We start from the raw sequence: 14808 nt of genomic DNA, 5'->3' as shown, positions 1-14808 counted from the left end.
AATGAATGTATATAATAAATGGGCCAGGCTGGCATTATTAAATCTAACTATCGTTGCGGCGGCCGGTGTAATACTGCGCTATAAAATTTTATTTTCCTTACCGTTTTTTGATTATAAAAATTTATTGCACGCGCATTCGCATTTTGCTTTTAGCGGATGGATATCATTAGCTTTATTCATTGCCATTACTGCCGCTATATCAAACTATGCGAGCATCAGCATTTCGGCATATACAAGATTGTTCATTCTGGCACAGGTAGCCGCATTTGGCATGTTGCTTACTTTTCCTTTTATGGGTTATAAAGCGCCATCCATTGCATTTTCAACTTTATCTATCTTTTTCTCGTACGGGTTTACCTGGTTTGCCTGGAGGGATATGAACCGGAGTAAATTATCAAAGATTGTTATTGCATATTTTAAAGCAGCACTGTTCTTTTATGCATTATCGTCGTTAGGCGCTTTTAATCTGGCCTGGCTGATGGCTTCAAAAAACGGCGACCAGCATTGGTACATTGCCTCCATCTATTTCTTTCTGCACTTTCAATACAATGGCTGGTTTTTGTTTGCCATACTGGGATTATTTTTTTATCAGCTGGAGCGATTGCCGGTGGTGTTCAACAAAAACAAACCACGTACCATCTTCTGGCTACTGGCTGTTTCCTGTGTTCCGGCTTTTTTGCTCAGCGCATTATGGATGCAATTACCACAATGGTTGTACCAGATAGCCGTTGCTGCAGCATTAATACAGGTACTCGCCATATTATTACTGTTGAAATTCATCGCCCCTTTATATAAAGTGTTGCGCAATCAATTATTACCTGCCACTCGCATCCTTTGGTTGTTTGCGCTTATAGCACTAACTATAAAGTTTGTGCTGCAGGCATTATCAACCATTCCATCTTTGAGTCATTTGGCATTTGGTTACCGCCCTGTTGTGATAGGGTACTTACACCTCATATTCCTTGGCTTTGCCACATTCTTTATTGTTGGTTATAAGTTGCAGCAACAACTATTTCCTGCAGTGCGGGTTTCACGAACCGGGTTAGTGCTTTTCGTAAGCGGCGCCTTGCTCAACGAACTGTTTTTACTGATCACCGGCATAGCTGCCATTGAATATACCGGTGTTCCGGTGATCAATTATTTTTTACTGATAGCTGCAGTGATTATGTTCACGGGTGCTGTATTAATGACAGGTAAATTATGGCAAAACAACCCCACTGCCCGCATCCGATTATATGATCAAAAAATAAAAATGGTACATTAATTACCGTTGTAGACTTTTACCCACACTATATTGTAAACCGAAAAAATACACCGGGATATATTTCCACGCCTTTAGATTATTTGTATTAGTTAAAACAACTTCAACTGCTGTTTATTGCCGGGGGTATAATTATTGCAGCCCATAGCCCGCACCCTTTCCCGATTAATTAACCACAAAAAAAAATTTTCTATGGCAATGCAATCCAACGCAAAATCTAAAACTTCTTCAGCTGGTTCTGCAGCGGTGTCTAACTCAAAATTGCAGCAGTTCTTCATGCAACAATTGCAGGACCTTTACTGGGCCGAAAAGAAACTGGTAAAAACACTTCCCAAACTGGCAGATGCAGCTACCTCGTATCAGTTAAAACAGGCTTTCAACGATCATCTTGAACAAACCATTACCCATGTTACAAGGCTTGAAAATGTATTTGAATTATTGGGCGAAGAACCAAGGGCGCTTAAATGTCCGGCCATGGCGGGTATTGTAGATGAAGGTGAGGATATAATCGATGAAACCGACAAAGGCACTGCCCAACGCGATGTAGGTTTAATATTTGCCGCCCAGAAAGCCGAACATTACGAAATTGCTACTTACGGTGGTTTGGTTACGTTAGCACGTACCATGGGACAAAACCAGATTGCCGAGTTATTGGAACGAACTCTTTCCGAAGAAAAAGTTACCGACAGCCTGCTGACTAAAATTGCTGAAGAAGATGCGAATGTTAAAGCAAGCACTGAAAGAATGGAAGATTAGAACCGGCTATTCGATTTAACAAATAACTGTAAAGGGCTGTCTAAAGGGCAGCCTTTTTCACAAAACGGCATATGGCAATCGCCAAACGTGAAACGGCAAACGGCAAACGGCAAAAGCAACCCGCGAAACAAACATGTAATTTTCCTTTCACGTTTCACTTTTCACGTTTCACGTTTTACGTTTCACGTTCAAACACTTTTTTAATAAAAGATTGAGTTATGGCTAAAGATATAGAAGGAAAAATCCAATCTGCCAAAGGCAAACCATCGAACAAAACAAAAGAAGAGTCGGAACGCGCTGCAATGAATGCAGATGATTTAAAACAGGATGAGGAAATAACAGAAAAGTACACCACCGATAGCAACGAACCGGCGCCCGGTGTACACAAGCGGCATCCAAACCGTAATTCCGATAAAGCGGAAAATAAAAAAGAAAATGAACACCGGAGTCCTGAGGCTGTTAAAATCATAAATCAAACATATATCGATGAACGCTCTATTGCCGAACCCGAAGAGCTACCGGGCATCATGTATAAATCGTTATTTGAACAACTGGCCAGGTATCGGGCAGATTGCTGCATATCGGTATACCTGCCAACTCACCGTGCAGGCATGGAGGTAAACGAACAACACGACCGTATAGCCTTTAAAAACATGCTGCAGCAGGTTCGGGTATTGTTACAGGAAAAAGGGCTTTCACTGCAACAGATCGAAAAAATTATAGACCCCGGTTATAAGTTATTGCGCGAAAACGACCTGTGGCACCACATGACCAATGGCCTGGCCGTATTTATGGCTGATGACCTTTTTAAGTTTACACGGCTTTCTATTTCACCGAAAGAAGCAATACTGACAAACAATTCTTTTTATTTACGGCCACTGGTACCCGCTTTGATCGATACAGGGAACGACCATTTTTATCTGTTGGTGCTCAGTAAAAAAAGAGCTGTCTTTTTCAGAGGAGATGCTTTTTATATGGAAGAGATCTCTATTGAAGAATTGCCACGTGGGGTAAACGATGTTGTACATTTTGAAGAAAAAGACGATCAGAAATTTTCCCACCCCGGCGATAGCGGAAGCCCTGCGGCTAATTTTCATGGTGTGGGCGCAGGAAAGCCCGATGAAAAAGAAAATCTGGCGTTGTACATGAAAGAAATTGACAGGGTTCTTTGGCAAAAAGTTCTTGGCCGCGAACAGGCGCCTCTGTTACTGGCGGGTATCGATTACCTGATACCTATATATAAATCTGTTTCATCGTATCAGTATATATGCGACAATGCGCTGACCGGTAATTTTGAACATCATTCAGAAGTTTTGCTTTATACAATGGCCCGCGAAAAAATGGCGCCTTTCTTCGATAAGCATCATAAAGCAGCGCTCGACACTTACTATAACAAACTGGCCACGCCGCTTACCTCCTCTATGCCCGAATCGGTGATACCCTCATGCTATTATGGCAAGGTGGCTGATCTTTTTATAGATAACGACACGCACCTGTGGGGAACTTTTGATGCGCAGAACAATAAGCTGCAGCTGCACGCCACCCGGCAGCAGGGCGACGACGATATGGTAGATAAAGCAGTGATTGAAACCATTTTACACGGCGGCCAGGTTCATTTGCTCGAAAAAGAAAGGATGCCTAAGGGTAGTAATATAGCCGCGCTGATGAGGTATTAGAAATCAAGGCACAAGGCTCAAGAAAAAGGCACAAGACGCAGGATTCAATGCGCAAGGCCTGATAGGCACCTGCAGCTCAAATTCTTAAAGAAATTATAAATATTTAATGTAGGCAATAATACAGGGTAGGTTGTAATAATATCCACAACTATAATTCGTTCCTCAATTGCACGTTAATATTAAAGTAATATTGCAGTCAATTTGAGAAACACAGTGTGATAAAGTTTCAACCATCTGATCAATTAACCAACCCGCAAATTAAATCGGGTCTGCATTTAATATTAAAAGACGGTCTGGCTACCGAAACCATGAATACGTTAACGGCCGGTACGTTTCTTACCGCCATTGCTTTATACATGGGCGCTTCGAATGTGCAGATCGGTATACTGGCCGCATTACCCACCTGTACCAATATATTTCAGCTTTTTTCGGTTTGGCTGGTGCAACGGTTTAATAACCGGCGCGCTATTACCGTAGTAGGTGCTTTTTGCGGCCGCATTCCTTTACTGGTTATCGGCACGCTGCCTTTATTGTTCTCCAACACAGCCACGGTTTCTGCGCTGATCTTTTTATTGTGCTTTCAATATTTTTTTGCTTCTATAGCAGGCGGCAGCTGGAACTCGTGGATGCGCGACCTGATACCCACACAAATACTGGGCAGCTATTTTTCACACCGCAGCCGGCTGATGCAGATACTGAATGTTACGCTTAGTCTGGTAATTGCCATGAGCATTGATTATGTGAAAGATCATTACCCGGCTCACGAAATAACGGTGTATGCCGCTATGTTTATTATCAGCGGCCTTGCCGGTATGTGGGGCGTGCATGCACTGGCTCGTACGCCCGAACCGCAGTCGAAACCCATTAACGAAAACCTTGTAAAGCTGTTCACAAGGCCGCTTACCGTAACCAACTTCAGAAAATTGCTGGCTTTTAACTCATGCTGGATATTTGCCTTTAACCTCGTAAGTCCGTTTTACTCGGTGTACATGATGAAAACACTGGGCTTACCGCTTTTATACATTATTTGTTTGAACATTGTTAGTCAGCTCAGCAGCATAACATCGATGAGGTTATGGGGCCGTTGCTCCGATAAATTCAGCAACAAGACCATCATTCGCATTTGCGCGCCGGTATATATAACATGTATTATGGTATGGTCGGTGATCGGTGTTATGTCACCGGCTTTTATTTTGCCCTTGCTGGTTATCATTCATGTGCTTATGGGAGCATCGAATGCAGGCATTACACTGGCCCTTTCGAATATCGGGTTAAAGCTGGCGCCTGCACAGGAAGGCATTGTTTATCTGGTTACCAAAAATATTGTTACTGCCGTTTTTTCGGCTACGGCGCCGCTGGCCGGTGGTTTGCTGGCCGACTTTTTTACCAGTCATTTTGTAATAAACCTGTTTGGCCGCGGTCAATGGAATTTATTTTTTATGGTGGGCGCCGCCGTAGGTGTGCTTTCCCTGAAATTATTAAAAGCGGTAAAGGAAGAAGGTGAGCGCGACAAAAAATATATGCTGGCCGAATTACAACGCACCTGGAAAAAACAACTTCGTTACTGGTACCACCTGCCCTTATTACGCCGCTCATTTTATATGCGTACTATGGTGGTTCTGTTTAAGAAAAAGATATCGTTTGATTTTGATGATATTATTAAGTTTAAAGGATGGAACCCTAAAGGTTAATTGTTTGATTCAAACCCATTAAACCATCCCCGGCAGTTTAATGCCAGCCCCCTTCAGATCTTCTACTAACTTTTTCTGAACCTCATACTTCGACATCTCAAACTCAAAAGCATCTACCCAGCCGTTTACGATCACTTTAAAACCATCGGGGTCGAGGGCCGAAATGCCTATGTGTGGTTTGGGTTCGCTTTCAACCAGCGGCGATACCCGGAGCGTTTTTTCTATAACGGTTTTTATCTGTTCAAAATCGTAACTGTAATTAAATTTCATTTCCATATCGATCCTTCGCCTGCCCAGCCTGCTGAGGTTTATAATTACTTCATTCGATAACTTACTGTTGGGAATGATCACGGTTCTGTTATCGAGCGTAATAACAACCGTATAAAAAAGTTGTATGGAAGAAACTATGCCATCGTGCCCCTGTGCAATAATGTTATCCCCTACTTTGTAGGGTTTTAACATAAGTATCAGTACGCCGCTGGTAAAATTCTGCATGGTGCCCGACAGGGCCAGTCCGGCCGCTACACCAATGGCGCCCACCAGCGTAGTGAATATCGTCATTCTGATACCCAGTATCTGAATAATGCCAACACCCAGCAATACTTCCAAAACGGTAACCAGTAAGCTTATCAGAAATGGCTGGAACGATACATCGAGGTCTTTTTTCTGTAATCTTTTTTTCAGGCCTTTTCTGAATATTTTTATAAACCAGATACCTAATGCAAGCACTATAGCAGCTACCAATAACCGGGGCCCCATCGTTAAAATCCAGCTGTATAACTTATCGTATAAAATATCAGGCTTTACAGGTTTCATAGTTGTGAATTGATTTTCAAAATATTGCCTACAGCGTAATGATGTCCTGCGCTTTCACCGGATCGATTGGTTTGAAACAGCATTTAATCGAACGCAAGCTCCTTTACCTGGTCGACTGCCATTTCAATTACATTATTGCCAAATGGAAAGAGGTTCCCATGTAGACTTTTTGACAGAAGCACGCTATGTATTCAATGAAAATGATGCCACGCCTGCTTTGTGTTGTTTAATGAAAATCAGAACGCTTCTGTAGATTTTTTTCCCAATTCTTATACAAAGAGAAGCATGCGAATTCAAAAACAGCTTTATTTCTACGTAGCAGTTTTAGTCGTGAGATGGTTTAAAAATTGAATCAAATGCTGACGATATGTCTGTATAAAAGGAAATGTATGTATACACCGGGAATTAACGCTGTATTTCACGATTCATCGGCCTGTTTAGTGCAGGATGGTCCCATTGTATGCACACCACGCGATGCTATAGAATGTTTCCGGACTTCGCCGTTTGATGCGTTGGTGATCAATTCATTTTTACCGGAGAAGTAAATGAAGCCAAACATATCTGAAATAATACCCACTTATCATCGGCCGGCGTTGCTGATGCAATGCCTGCAGGCCCTTGCTATGCAGCAATTTCCCTTCACCAAAATTTAAAACATTGCTTTTATGAAAAAACTCCTTTTGCCCAACCTCAAAAAAATAGCGGTGTTCAGAGCCCTGCAGCTGGGCGATATGCTGTGCAGCATACCCGCTATGCGCTCCCTGCGCGGCGCCTATCCCGATGCAATCATTACATTAATCGGATTGCCCTGGGCAGCCAGTTTTGTAGAACGTTTTTCGAACTATTTTAATGACTTTATTTATTTTCCCGGTTATCCCGGTCTTCCTGAACAACCCTATATTGAAGAAGCCTTTCAGCTTTTTCTGCAACGGGTACAACAGGAACAATTCGACCTTGTATTGCAAATGCAGGGCAATGGCACCATTGTAAAGCCGATGGTGCACCAGTTTAACGCCCGTTATGTGGCCGGTTTTCATAATAAAGACAGCCAGGTAAATTCGCCGCTTTTTGTGGAATATCCCAATCATGGTCATGAAGTAAAACGGCTGTTGAAATTAACAAAGCACCTGGGCATTCCCGAAATAGGCACGCACCTTGAATTTCCGGTACTGCAGCCAGATTATAACGACCTCGATCAACTGCATCTGCCACTTGTTCACAAAAAATATGTTTGCATACACCCCGGTTCAGGAAGTGTATACCGCCAGTGGCCGGTTGAGTATTTTGCCTTATTAGCCGATTACTGCGCCGATAATGGCTATGTGCCTGTTATCACCGGCATCGAAGATGAACGGCCTATTACCCGTGAAGTAATTAAACACCTGCGTAATGAAGCAATAGATGTTACCGGCAAAACCAGTTTGGGCGCCATGGCGGCTTTATTACAGGATGCCGCCTTCCTGATATCGAACTGCACAGGTGTATCGCATATCGCCGCTGCTCTGCAAATTCCCGGCATCATCATTAGCATGGATGGAGAACCCGAACGGTGGGCACATCCCGGTCACAGGGTTATTGACTGGACAAAGACGCCTCATCTTGATATTGTATTGTTGGATACCGCAGCACTGGCCGACAGTCTGAAAACAAAAACTAAACGATTTGAAAATTTATCGGGGCAGAAAATTTATTAAGAAGGTTTAGATTCCGCCGCCGGCGTATCGGGTTTTGCGCTGACAGCTTCTTCAACCGGTATTACCTCATGATGTACGTCATGAATGTATTGCATTTTGAGGTGATCGTAAAAAGAATGCCTGTCCACAAGATATGCCACCAAACTGGCCACCATACCGGCCAGCATCAGGTGAAAAATAACATTGTGCCTGTCGGTCATTTCAAGCACCAGTATGGCAGAAGTGAATGGGGTTCGGGTTACGCCGGTTAAAAAGCCAACCATGCCCGCCAAAATGAGCAAATTGGCATTGTTGGCGCTTACCTGAAACCATTCAGACAAAACAGCGCCGATACTGGCGCCGGCAGTTAAAGCCGGAGCAAAAACACCGCCGGCCCCTCCGGTAGTAAATGACAAAACAGGGCCGAATATGCGAATAATCGGCATATACCAGGCCAGGTGTTTATCGGGTGTAAACAAGGCGTGGGTCATAATTTCCTTACCCGATCCCAACACTCTTTCGTTTATAAAAAAAGCGATGGCCGCCAATATTAAAGCACAGGTGGTAATATAAAGAACACGTTTGGAGCGCGATTTAAAACTTCTTGTCCAGTGCATAATGGATAATATCAACCGGGCCATGCTGCTGCCGAGCAAACCGGTAACAATACCTACCACAATAACGCCAAAGAAAATATATACCGATAAATTACTTACATCGGGATAGCCGAGGTACAAATAGGGCCCCAGCAATCCCTGCGCCGTTAAACCGGCAATGATTACGGCAGTAAACAAAGCGGTTTTAAAGTAACTGATATGTGTACGTGTTAATTCTTCCATGGCAAATACCACTCCGCCCAGCGGTGTATTAAATGCAGCGGCCAGTCCGGCCGCAGCACCTGCCATGATCATATTGCGTTTGGATATTTTTGGCCACCAGTTGGGCAACCATTGGTTAACTGTTCTGAATACCGATCCGGCAATTTGAATGGTAGGGCCTTCACGACCAACAACGCCACCGCCAAACACCATGATAATGCTGGATACTATTTTGATAAAAACAATACGAAGGCTCAGCAGTTTACTAACCTTATCGATGTATTTTGGCGTAGCGAGCTCCAACGCAGCAATTACCTGAGGAATGCCGCTTCCGCGGGCATTGGGAGCATATTTAAAAACCAGCCACCAGGCGGCAATAAAACAAACCGGGGTAACTATAAATAACAACCAGGTTCCCTGGTGCAGCATCCAGGCTGTTCCCATTTCGGCCCATGCAAACAAACGGGCATACAATACTGCCAAAAGACCGGTAATAACAGAAGCGATCCAGAAAGGAATTGCCTGCAATAAATTTTTCTTAAACCGTTCATTGTGTAATCTGTCGTACACACGTTTGAGCCGGTTGCGTATCGGGTGAATAATGCGCATCATATTGGTGATCCGGGGTTTGCGCACAGTGCAACTGCCCGGGTTATCATTTTTCGAACCGGGCAAAGATACCGTCTCACCACGCAATATCACATTAAAATGCACTTAATACAGGGCAGCAGGCAAAGGGGCAATGGGCAATTCGCAATGGGCAATATGCAATTGGCAATGGGCAATATGCAATTGGCAATGGGCAATTCGGACTCATTCCTACTTACTACTTATTACTTATTACTTACAACTTTACTCCTATACCTGCAACAGCATTCACCGAAGCAAGACTGTACTTTCTTTCAGCTGAAATTAAAGTTCCCGGTGAGGGGAAATTGGGATTATACTGGAATTTCTTTTTAGGCTTTGCATTGAAGTAGCTAACATCAAAAACAATATGCAGCATTTTATTTAGTTTGAATTGCAACCCTGCACCGGCCTGGTAACAAAATGCCCAGGGGAGCGACATTTTATCTACAGTTCCACCCGTCACCGGAAATCCGTTTTGATCGTATACTGAATAGCTGTATGCAGGAACCGCCGTTTTACAAACACCGGCCGTTAGCTTTGTAACCAGCAAACATTTCGACGAGGAACCCAACGGTTTGGAATAAAAACCACCGGCCATTATTTTAACCGCTTTCCATTTATTGGCTTTTGCGTTTATTGTTGAATTGCTGCTATTAACTTGTTTCAGATACTCTTCATAGGGATCAACAGTTTGGGGGTTAACGCTAATACCTCCCATCAGCATAACGCCGATATTTCTTTTCATATAATACCCTGCAGAAGCGTTTACGGCATACCCTGTTATGGCCAGGCCCGATGGTTCTTTATCCGTAGATCCGAATGAATAGGCTTTATCGGCAAACTGGCCAACGGGTATGGATGGTCCGCCATATAATTCACCGATATAACGTGGCGCTTTTTTTTGCGCCTGAATGGCCGTATTCATAAGCAACAGAATTAACAAGCAGGATAATTTCATACATATAATTTATAAGTGCACTTATTATCTGTCGTGGTAAACGATATCGCCGCTGTTCATGTTAATGAAACAATACCTGTAATTATGCTTCAATCCTTCTTCAGTTAACCTTTTTGTCATTTCCCTGTTTGAGGTTCGCTTTACCCCCTTCTGAAATGCGGAATTAATCAATGATGCAATAAAGCCATCGAGAAAATTATCAGTAGCCGGCATGGGTGATGAGGCCACTTCATCTATATGATTTTCCTGTATCGACAACAATGCATACATATCGGGCAGGTTAGCAGGAATATAAAAACTGAAAGTATTGTTGGATTTGTTCAATTTCAAATAAGAACTATCACCCAGTTTAATATACAGGTTCGTTCCATCACCAACTGCCCAGTGTGGTGATTTAAGAACAATGCTATCGGTGCCTGCAGCCAGCTTGTACACGCTATCCTTTTCATTGAAGGCCATTGCAACATGAGCCGGAGTAACCTGGTTACTCTTAAAATCATCAAACAAAGGGAAAATGCCCGAGGCTATATTATTGTCTTTATAAATTGGATAGTTCTTCCATTTTTCACTCGCCTTTACATTTATCTGTTCAAACGGAACATTATTTTCATCGTTCGAAAAACGAAAGCTGGCCGTATCGTTTAATAACTGCTGCACCTTAACGGGCAACCTGGCCACATCGATAGCTGTATCGGCAGGCAAAATAGCTGCCATCTGCATACAATCGTTCAGCATATGACGCAAGGCCCTTTGCAGATACTCGTACCCGCTATAAAAGTATTCTCTTTTTATAGTTAGAAATTTATTATACCGACCCTCTTCATTTTTATACCAGGCAGTGACTTCAAACAGCAGGCGGGTTCTTATGGGATAGGTAGCAATCACACCACTTTTTTTAAACTTTCTCAAGGTATACACCACGTTGGGAATTTGCAACTGCTCAATATTGAACAACAGTTCTTTATTTCCTTTTTTGCTTTTGCCCACCAGGCGGTACATATATTTTTTAATAGCTTCAGCAGCTGGTTCAGTAAATGATACGGTGTGTGGAGGATATGCACCGGTTTCTTCGGTATAAATGAGGGTGGTATCGAACCGGTTGTCTAATACCTGTATTTTATCAAACGGAAAATATTTAATGCGCCTGCCTGTTTTGGCCTGCTCCAGATCAATGTCGGAACGTTTTACCTGGCCGCTCACGTTTAATACGTCAACCAATAAAACAATGGCTACAATCAGTATTTTCACTGGGAATTTTGGGATTTATAGGATTTAGGCATTAAAACTAAAATTAGCAATATAACGGGGAATTTTGGGATTTCGTGATTTATAGATTTATGGATTTAATTTTGAAATAAGAAATTACTATGGGATTAGAGATTTTGGGGTTCAATCTCAAAATCACAAAATCTAAAAATCAGGATATATTATTGGTAATTTAAAAAGAACCGAAGAGATTAGTTCAATTTTTCAGGCACGCAACATTCCTATATCAAATCTTTAAATCAGACAGATATTGGCAATTAGCATGTTAGGCTGTTCCCTGCTGAAAACAGCAGTATGTAATTTTCGGGTATAAGATTGAAACAGATCAGTGTCCATAAATCTCGCCTCTGGACTGATTACGCCGGGAGTAAATTATTCCACAGCAAGCGGATGTGATTTCCAGCGCTCCAGTTTATGCAGGTTACGGGTAAAAAAGCCGGTCATAAAGTTGGGAAAGCCAACTTCCCGTAATTTACCTTTCACCCTTTCCTTCATATCATCAACTGATATGTTGCGCACTGTAAATTTTCCATCCTGGAAACAGTGACTGCAATACATGTTGCTTCTGGTGCCATCGGCGTGGGTTCCACCACCGTCCCGTTTCATAGGCATACCGCAGGATTGACAGCATTTGTAGGCTCTTTCCATAACAGTCGATTTTGAATATTTCTAATTTACAAAATTCTTTAATAGCACGATCAATGGATCGCATTTAATCTGATTTTTTTTCTATTTATTGGCTGTCTGGAGCGGCTCCCATGTTTATTCTACACATTTACAGGGAATTAAAAACGAGCCCTCCCCGGGTTAATTTTATATTATAAATTTTAATATGAAGCATGCCGGAATTACTGTATAGCAGAAATGGCTACCCGCAAAGCTTAAACGCTTTTGCAATAGAAACCCGATAGTTTAATCTATAAATTATTATGCCAGCCGCATATTGTTTTTTTGTTGACTGCCAGCCACTTTGCGCTGTATTTTGCCATCCTTGTCAACTTGTCAACTGATCAACTTATCAACCCGTTAACCTGCTCTTCATTTCATACATACCATCCTCATATTCAATCCATCCATCGAGAGAGTTATTAGTGAAATAAATTTTTACAGGAGCCATGATGGCTTTTTTATTGTCGGTAGGATACCATGCCCTGTTTTCGGGCACTATTATAAACAACCCTTCATCATCGCCCACTGCTTTAAAATGCTCAAGCGGAGGCTGCTTGCTGAAGTATGCGGCATTAAATTCATGCAATACCTGCTGCGACAGCGATTCAAATTCAGCGGCCTGAAACACCAGCCCCACTTCACTTACCGAAAGAAGCTGAGCGGCGCTGAATAGTTCCTCTGCTGCATTGTTCAAATCGAACCGCGCAATCAGCTCAACCACATTACCCGCAGGATCATAAAAGTAAACACTCTTTGCATGCCAGTTAGTAAACCCGGCTATAAAACCATTATAATCGCTTAAATACAATCGTTGCGCTTTGGTGGCTATCCAGCCCGATGCTTCTTCGATCTTATTGGCGGGAATATTAAAGGCAAAATGATACAGCGGTTGCTGCTGTCCGGTATATTGCAGAAATTGTACATCGGTATGGCCGGCTCTGAAAGTGAATGAATGATCGTCTTCATCGGTAAGCGAAAGTCCCAGCACTTCGCAATAAAACTCATGCAGTTCTGCCAGATGCATGGTTTCCATGGCAAGCATGCGAATGATCATACGGCAATGTTTGTACAAAGCTACGAAGAATACAGGCAGTGGGCAGCAGGCGGGTTACCGGTTACCAGTTGCCGGTTACCGGTTTGCAGTGGTAGCCATTGCACGGCTTAAACGACAAAGGTGAGCCACCTTTTGGAAGATGACTCACCCTTGAATATTGTTAATACTTATACATTCACCGGCTTCATGCGCGGAACCAGTATATTCATAATGATCCAGGCTGTAACATAAGCGAACGCACATACGCTGAACATCCAGGTGTAAGCGGTTGTTACATGACCCAGGTCGCCGAAATGCTTCGACAAACGACCGGCCAGCTGTTGCACCAGCACACCGCCAAGACCGCCTGCCAGGCCGCCGATGCCGGTCACCGAAGCCACTGCCCTTTTGGGGAACATGTCTGAAACGGTGGTAAACAGATTGGCCGACCATGCCTGGTGGGCCGCAGCGCCGATACATATTACGATCATGGCATAGATATAGGCGCGGTCGCCAAAAACATTTGTATTACCGAAATAAGGTGTACTGAGCAGCACAATGGGAAATACGGCGATAATGAACATGGCTGTCATACGTGCGCGGTAGGCTTCAAGGCCCCGGTTGATGAACACCATGGGAAACCCTCCGCCGAACGTGCTACCCAGGATGGCCACACCATACACGAGGAAAAGAGGAAGACGAATGGCCTCACCTTCCATATGAAACTGGTTTTTCATGTAGGTAGGCAGCCAGAATAAAAGGAACCACCAGATGCCATCGGTCATGAACTTACCAATAAAAAATGCCCAGGTTTGCCTGAAACCAAGCAGTTTAAGCCAGGGCACTTTGGCCTTATCTTCCTGTACCGAAGCGCCGGGTTGCACCGCATCGTCCTGATGAATATACTCGTATTCAGCTTTGCTTACTCTTTTTTGCTTCGAAGGTGGATTGTACAGCCAGAACCAAAGGATCAGCCATAGCAGTCCCACGGCTCCCGTAATGATATAAGCCATTTGCCAGCCTGCAATCCTGCCGTCGAACCAGGTAGCGTAGGCGATCACCGGCACCGTTAAGGAAGCGATCATAGCGCCGATGTTGGCACCGCTGTTGAAAATGCCGGTAGCCAGTGAGCGTTCTTTTTTAGGGAACCATTCGGCCACTGTTTTGATAGAAGCCGGAAAATTGCCCGCCTCACCAATGCCGAACAGGCTGCGCACAATAATGTGATTGATAACGGCTCCGCCGCAAACGGCATTGAGCGCTCCGAACAACGACCAGATGATCAGCGACAGGGCCAGACCAAGCTTAGTTCCTATTTTATCGATCACCCAGCCTGCCAGCACCGTAACACCGGCATAAAAAAAAGTGAACCACGAAATAACGTTACCAAAGTCAACCGGCGACCAACCTAAACCTCCTTCCGATTTGGGTTTGGAGAAGATCGGTTGCAGATAACCGATTACCTGGCGGTCCATGTAATTGATCGTTGTAGAGAGCAACAGCAGGGAGCATATCACCCACCTGTATTTTCCTATAGCTTGCTTCATGTAGGGAATTTTTA

General features: G+C 43.5%; 13 protein-coding genes. 6 read left to right on the top strand and 7 right to left on the bottom strand.

Going from position 1 to position 14808, the window contains the following annotated elements; all coding sequences use genetic code 11:
• Window position 1: 1 nt before the first annotated feature.
• The 4 genes from AC59IL_RS33405 (at window position 2) to AC59IL_RS33390 (ending at window position 5384) form a co-directional block, all read left to right on the top strand.
• Window positions 2-1264: a hypothetical protein gene (locus AC59IL_RS33405; RefSeq protein ID WP_496556602.1), complete on the top strand. Its 1263-nt coding sequence runs from the start codon at window positions 2-4 to the stop codon at window positions 1262-1264.
• A gap of 189 nt (window positions 1265-1453) precedes the next feature.
• On the top strand, window positions 1454-2017 hold the full coding sequence (locus tag AC59IL_RS33400) for a YciE/YciF ferroxidase family protein (RefSeq protein WP_496556601.1): 564 nt from the start codon (window positions 1454-1456) through the stop codon (window positions 2015-2017).
• Window positions 2018-2235: 218 nt separating this feature from the next.
• Window positions 2236-3693 (top strand): baeRF7 domain-containing protein, encoded by a 1458-nt coding sequence (locus tag AC59IL_RS33395; protein WP_496556600.1) that lies wholly within the window; start codon window positions 2236-2238, stop codon window positions 3691-3693.
• Window positions 3694-3908: 215 nt separating this feature from the next.
• A complete protein-coding gene (locus AC59IL_RS33390) occupies window positions 3909-5384 on the top strand; it encodes an MFS transporter (RefSeq protein ID WP_496556599.1) in 1476 nt (491 codons plus the stop codon).
• Between the two features lie 18 nt (window positions 5385-5402).
• On the opposite strand, the gene AC59IL_RS33385 is transcribed toward AC59IL_RS33390, so the two are convergent.
• Window positions 5403-6200 (bottom strand): mechanosensitive ion channel family protein, encoded by a 798-nt coding sequence (locus AC59IL_RS33385; RefSeq protein WP_496556598.1) that lies wholly within the window; start codon window positions 6198-6200, stop codon window positions 5403-5405.
• A 389-nt stretch (window positions 6201-6589) separates the two neighbouring features.
• On the opposite strand from AC59IL_RS33385, the gene AC59IL_RS33380 reads away from it, so the two are divergent.
• Window positions 6590-6745 carry a hypothetical protein gene (locus tag AC59IL_RS33380; protein WP_496556597.1) on the top strand — a complete coding sequence of 52 codons (156 nt, stop codon included), beginning with the start codon at window positions 6590-6592 and terminating at the stop codon, window positions 6743-6745.
• A 120-nt stretch (window positions 6746-6865) separates the two neighbouring features.
• Window positions 6866-7894 carry a glycosyltransferase family 9 protein gene (locus tag AC59IL_RS33375; RefSeq protein ID WP_496556596.1) on the top strand — a complete coding sequence of 343 codons (1029 nt, stop codon included), beginning with the start codon at window positions 6866-6868 and terminating at the stop codon, window positions 7892-7894.
• Here AC59IL_RS33375 and AC59IL_RS33370 read toward each other — a convergent pair.
• The 6 genes from AC59IL_RS33370 to AC59IL_RS33345 all read right to left on the bottom strand — a co-directional run bounded on the left by AC59IL_RS33370 (window position 7891) and on the right by AC59IL_RS33345 (window position 14794).
• Window positions 7891-9303: a chloride channel protein gene (locus AC59IL_RS33370; RefSeq protein WP_496556595.1), complete on the bottom strand. Its 1413-nt coding sequence runs from the start codon at window positions 9301-9303 to the stop codon at window positions 7891-7893. The two genes, AC59IL_RS33375 and AC59IL_RS33370, sit on opposite strands and share 4 nt — an antisense overlap.
• Before the next feature lie 232 nt (window positions 9304-9535).
• Window positions 9536-10279: a hypothetical protein gene (locus tag AC59IL_RS33365; protein ID WP_496556594.1), complete on the bottom strand. Its 744-nt coding sequence runs from the start codon at window positions 10277-10279 to the stop codon at window positions 9536-9538.
• Between the two features lie 24 nt (window positions 10280-10303).
• A complete protein-coding gene (locus AC59IL_RS33360) occupies window positions 10304-11527 on the bottom strand; it encodes a hypothetical protein (RefSeq protein ID WP_496556593.1) in 1224 nt (407 codons plus the stop codon).
• A gap of 390 nt (window positions 11528-11917) precedes the next feature.
• The gene (locus tag AC59IL_RS33355; RefSeq protein WP_496556592.1) at window positions 11918-12193 is read right to left on the bottom strand and encodes a zinc ribbon domain-containing protein; all 276 of its coding nucleotides are present in this window, start codon (window positions 12191-12193) and stop codon (window positions 11918-11920) included.
• A 370-nt stretch (window positions 12194-12563) separates the two neighbouring features.
• A complete protein-coding gene (locus tag AC59IL_RS33350; protein WP_496556591.1) occupies window positions 12564-13268 on the bottom strand; it encodes a VOC family protein in 705 nt (234 codons plus the stop codon).
• A 167-nt stretch (window positions 13269-13435) separates the two neighbouring features.
• The gene (locus tag AC59IL_RS33345) at window positions 13436-14794 is read right to left on the bottom strand and encodes an MFS transporter (protein WP_496556590.1); all 1359 of its coding nucleotides are present in this window, start codon (window positions 14792-14794) and stop codon (window positions 13436-13438) included.
• Window positions 14795-14808 lie beyond the last annotated feature (14 nt).

The organism is Niastella sp. sgz303648, from assembly GCF_059587045.1.
This window is presented reverse-complemented; position numbering and strand designations above follow the sequence as displayed.

Excerpts from the sequence above, each read along its gene's own strand:
- AC59IL_RS33395 (WP_496556600.1), top strand. The coding sequence starts at position 2,236 with ATGGCTAAAGATATAGAAGGAAAAATCCAATCTGCCAAAGGCAAACCA.
- AC59IL_RS33400 (WP_496556601.1), top strand. The coding sequence starts at position 1,454 with ATGGCAATGCAATCCAACGCAAAATCTAAAACTTCTTCAGCTGGTTCT.
- AC59IL_RS33350 (WP_496556591.1), bottom strand. The coding sequence starts at position 13,268 with ATGATCATTCGCATGCTTGCCATGGAAACCATGCATCTGGCAGAACTG.
- AC59IL_RS33370 (WP_496556595.1), bottom strand. The coding sequence starts at position 9,303 with ATGATGCGCATTATTCACCCGATACGCAACCGGCTCAAACGTGTGTAC.
- AC59IL_RS33375 (WP_496556596.1), top strand. The coding sequence starts at position 6,866 with ATGAAAAAACTCCTTTTGCCCAACCTCAAAAAAATAGCGGTGTTCAGA.
- AC59IL_RS33365 (WP_496556594.1), bottom strand. The coding sequence starts at position 10,279 with ATGAAATTATCCTGCTTGTTAATTCTGTTGCTTATGAATACGGCCATT.
- AC59IL_RS33405 (WP_496556602.1), top strand. The coding sequence starts at position 2 with ATGAATGTATATAATAAATGGGCCAGGCTGGCATTATTAAATCTAACT.
- AC59IL_RS33355 (WP_496556592.1), bottom strand. The coding sequence starts at position 12,193 with ATGGAAAGAGCCTACAAATGCTGTCAATCCTGCGGTATGCCTATGAAA.
- AC59IL_RS33385 (WP_496556598.1), bottom strand. The coding sequence starts at position 6,200 with ATGAAACCTGTAAAGCCTGATATTTTATACGATAAGTTATACAGCTGG.
- AC59IL_RS33380 (WP_496556597.1), top strand. The coding sequence starts at position 6,590 with ATGTATACACCGGGAATTAACGCTGTATTTCACGATTCATCGGCCTGT.
- AC59IL_RS33345 (WP_496556590.1), bottom strand. The coding sequence starts at position 14,794 with ATGAAGCAAGCTATAGGAAAATACAGGTGGGTGATATGCTCCCTGCTG.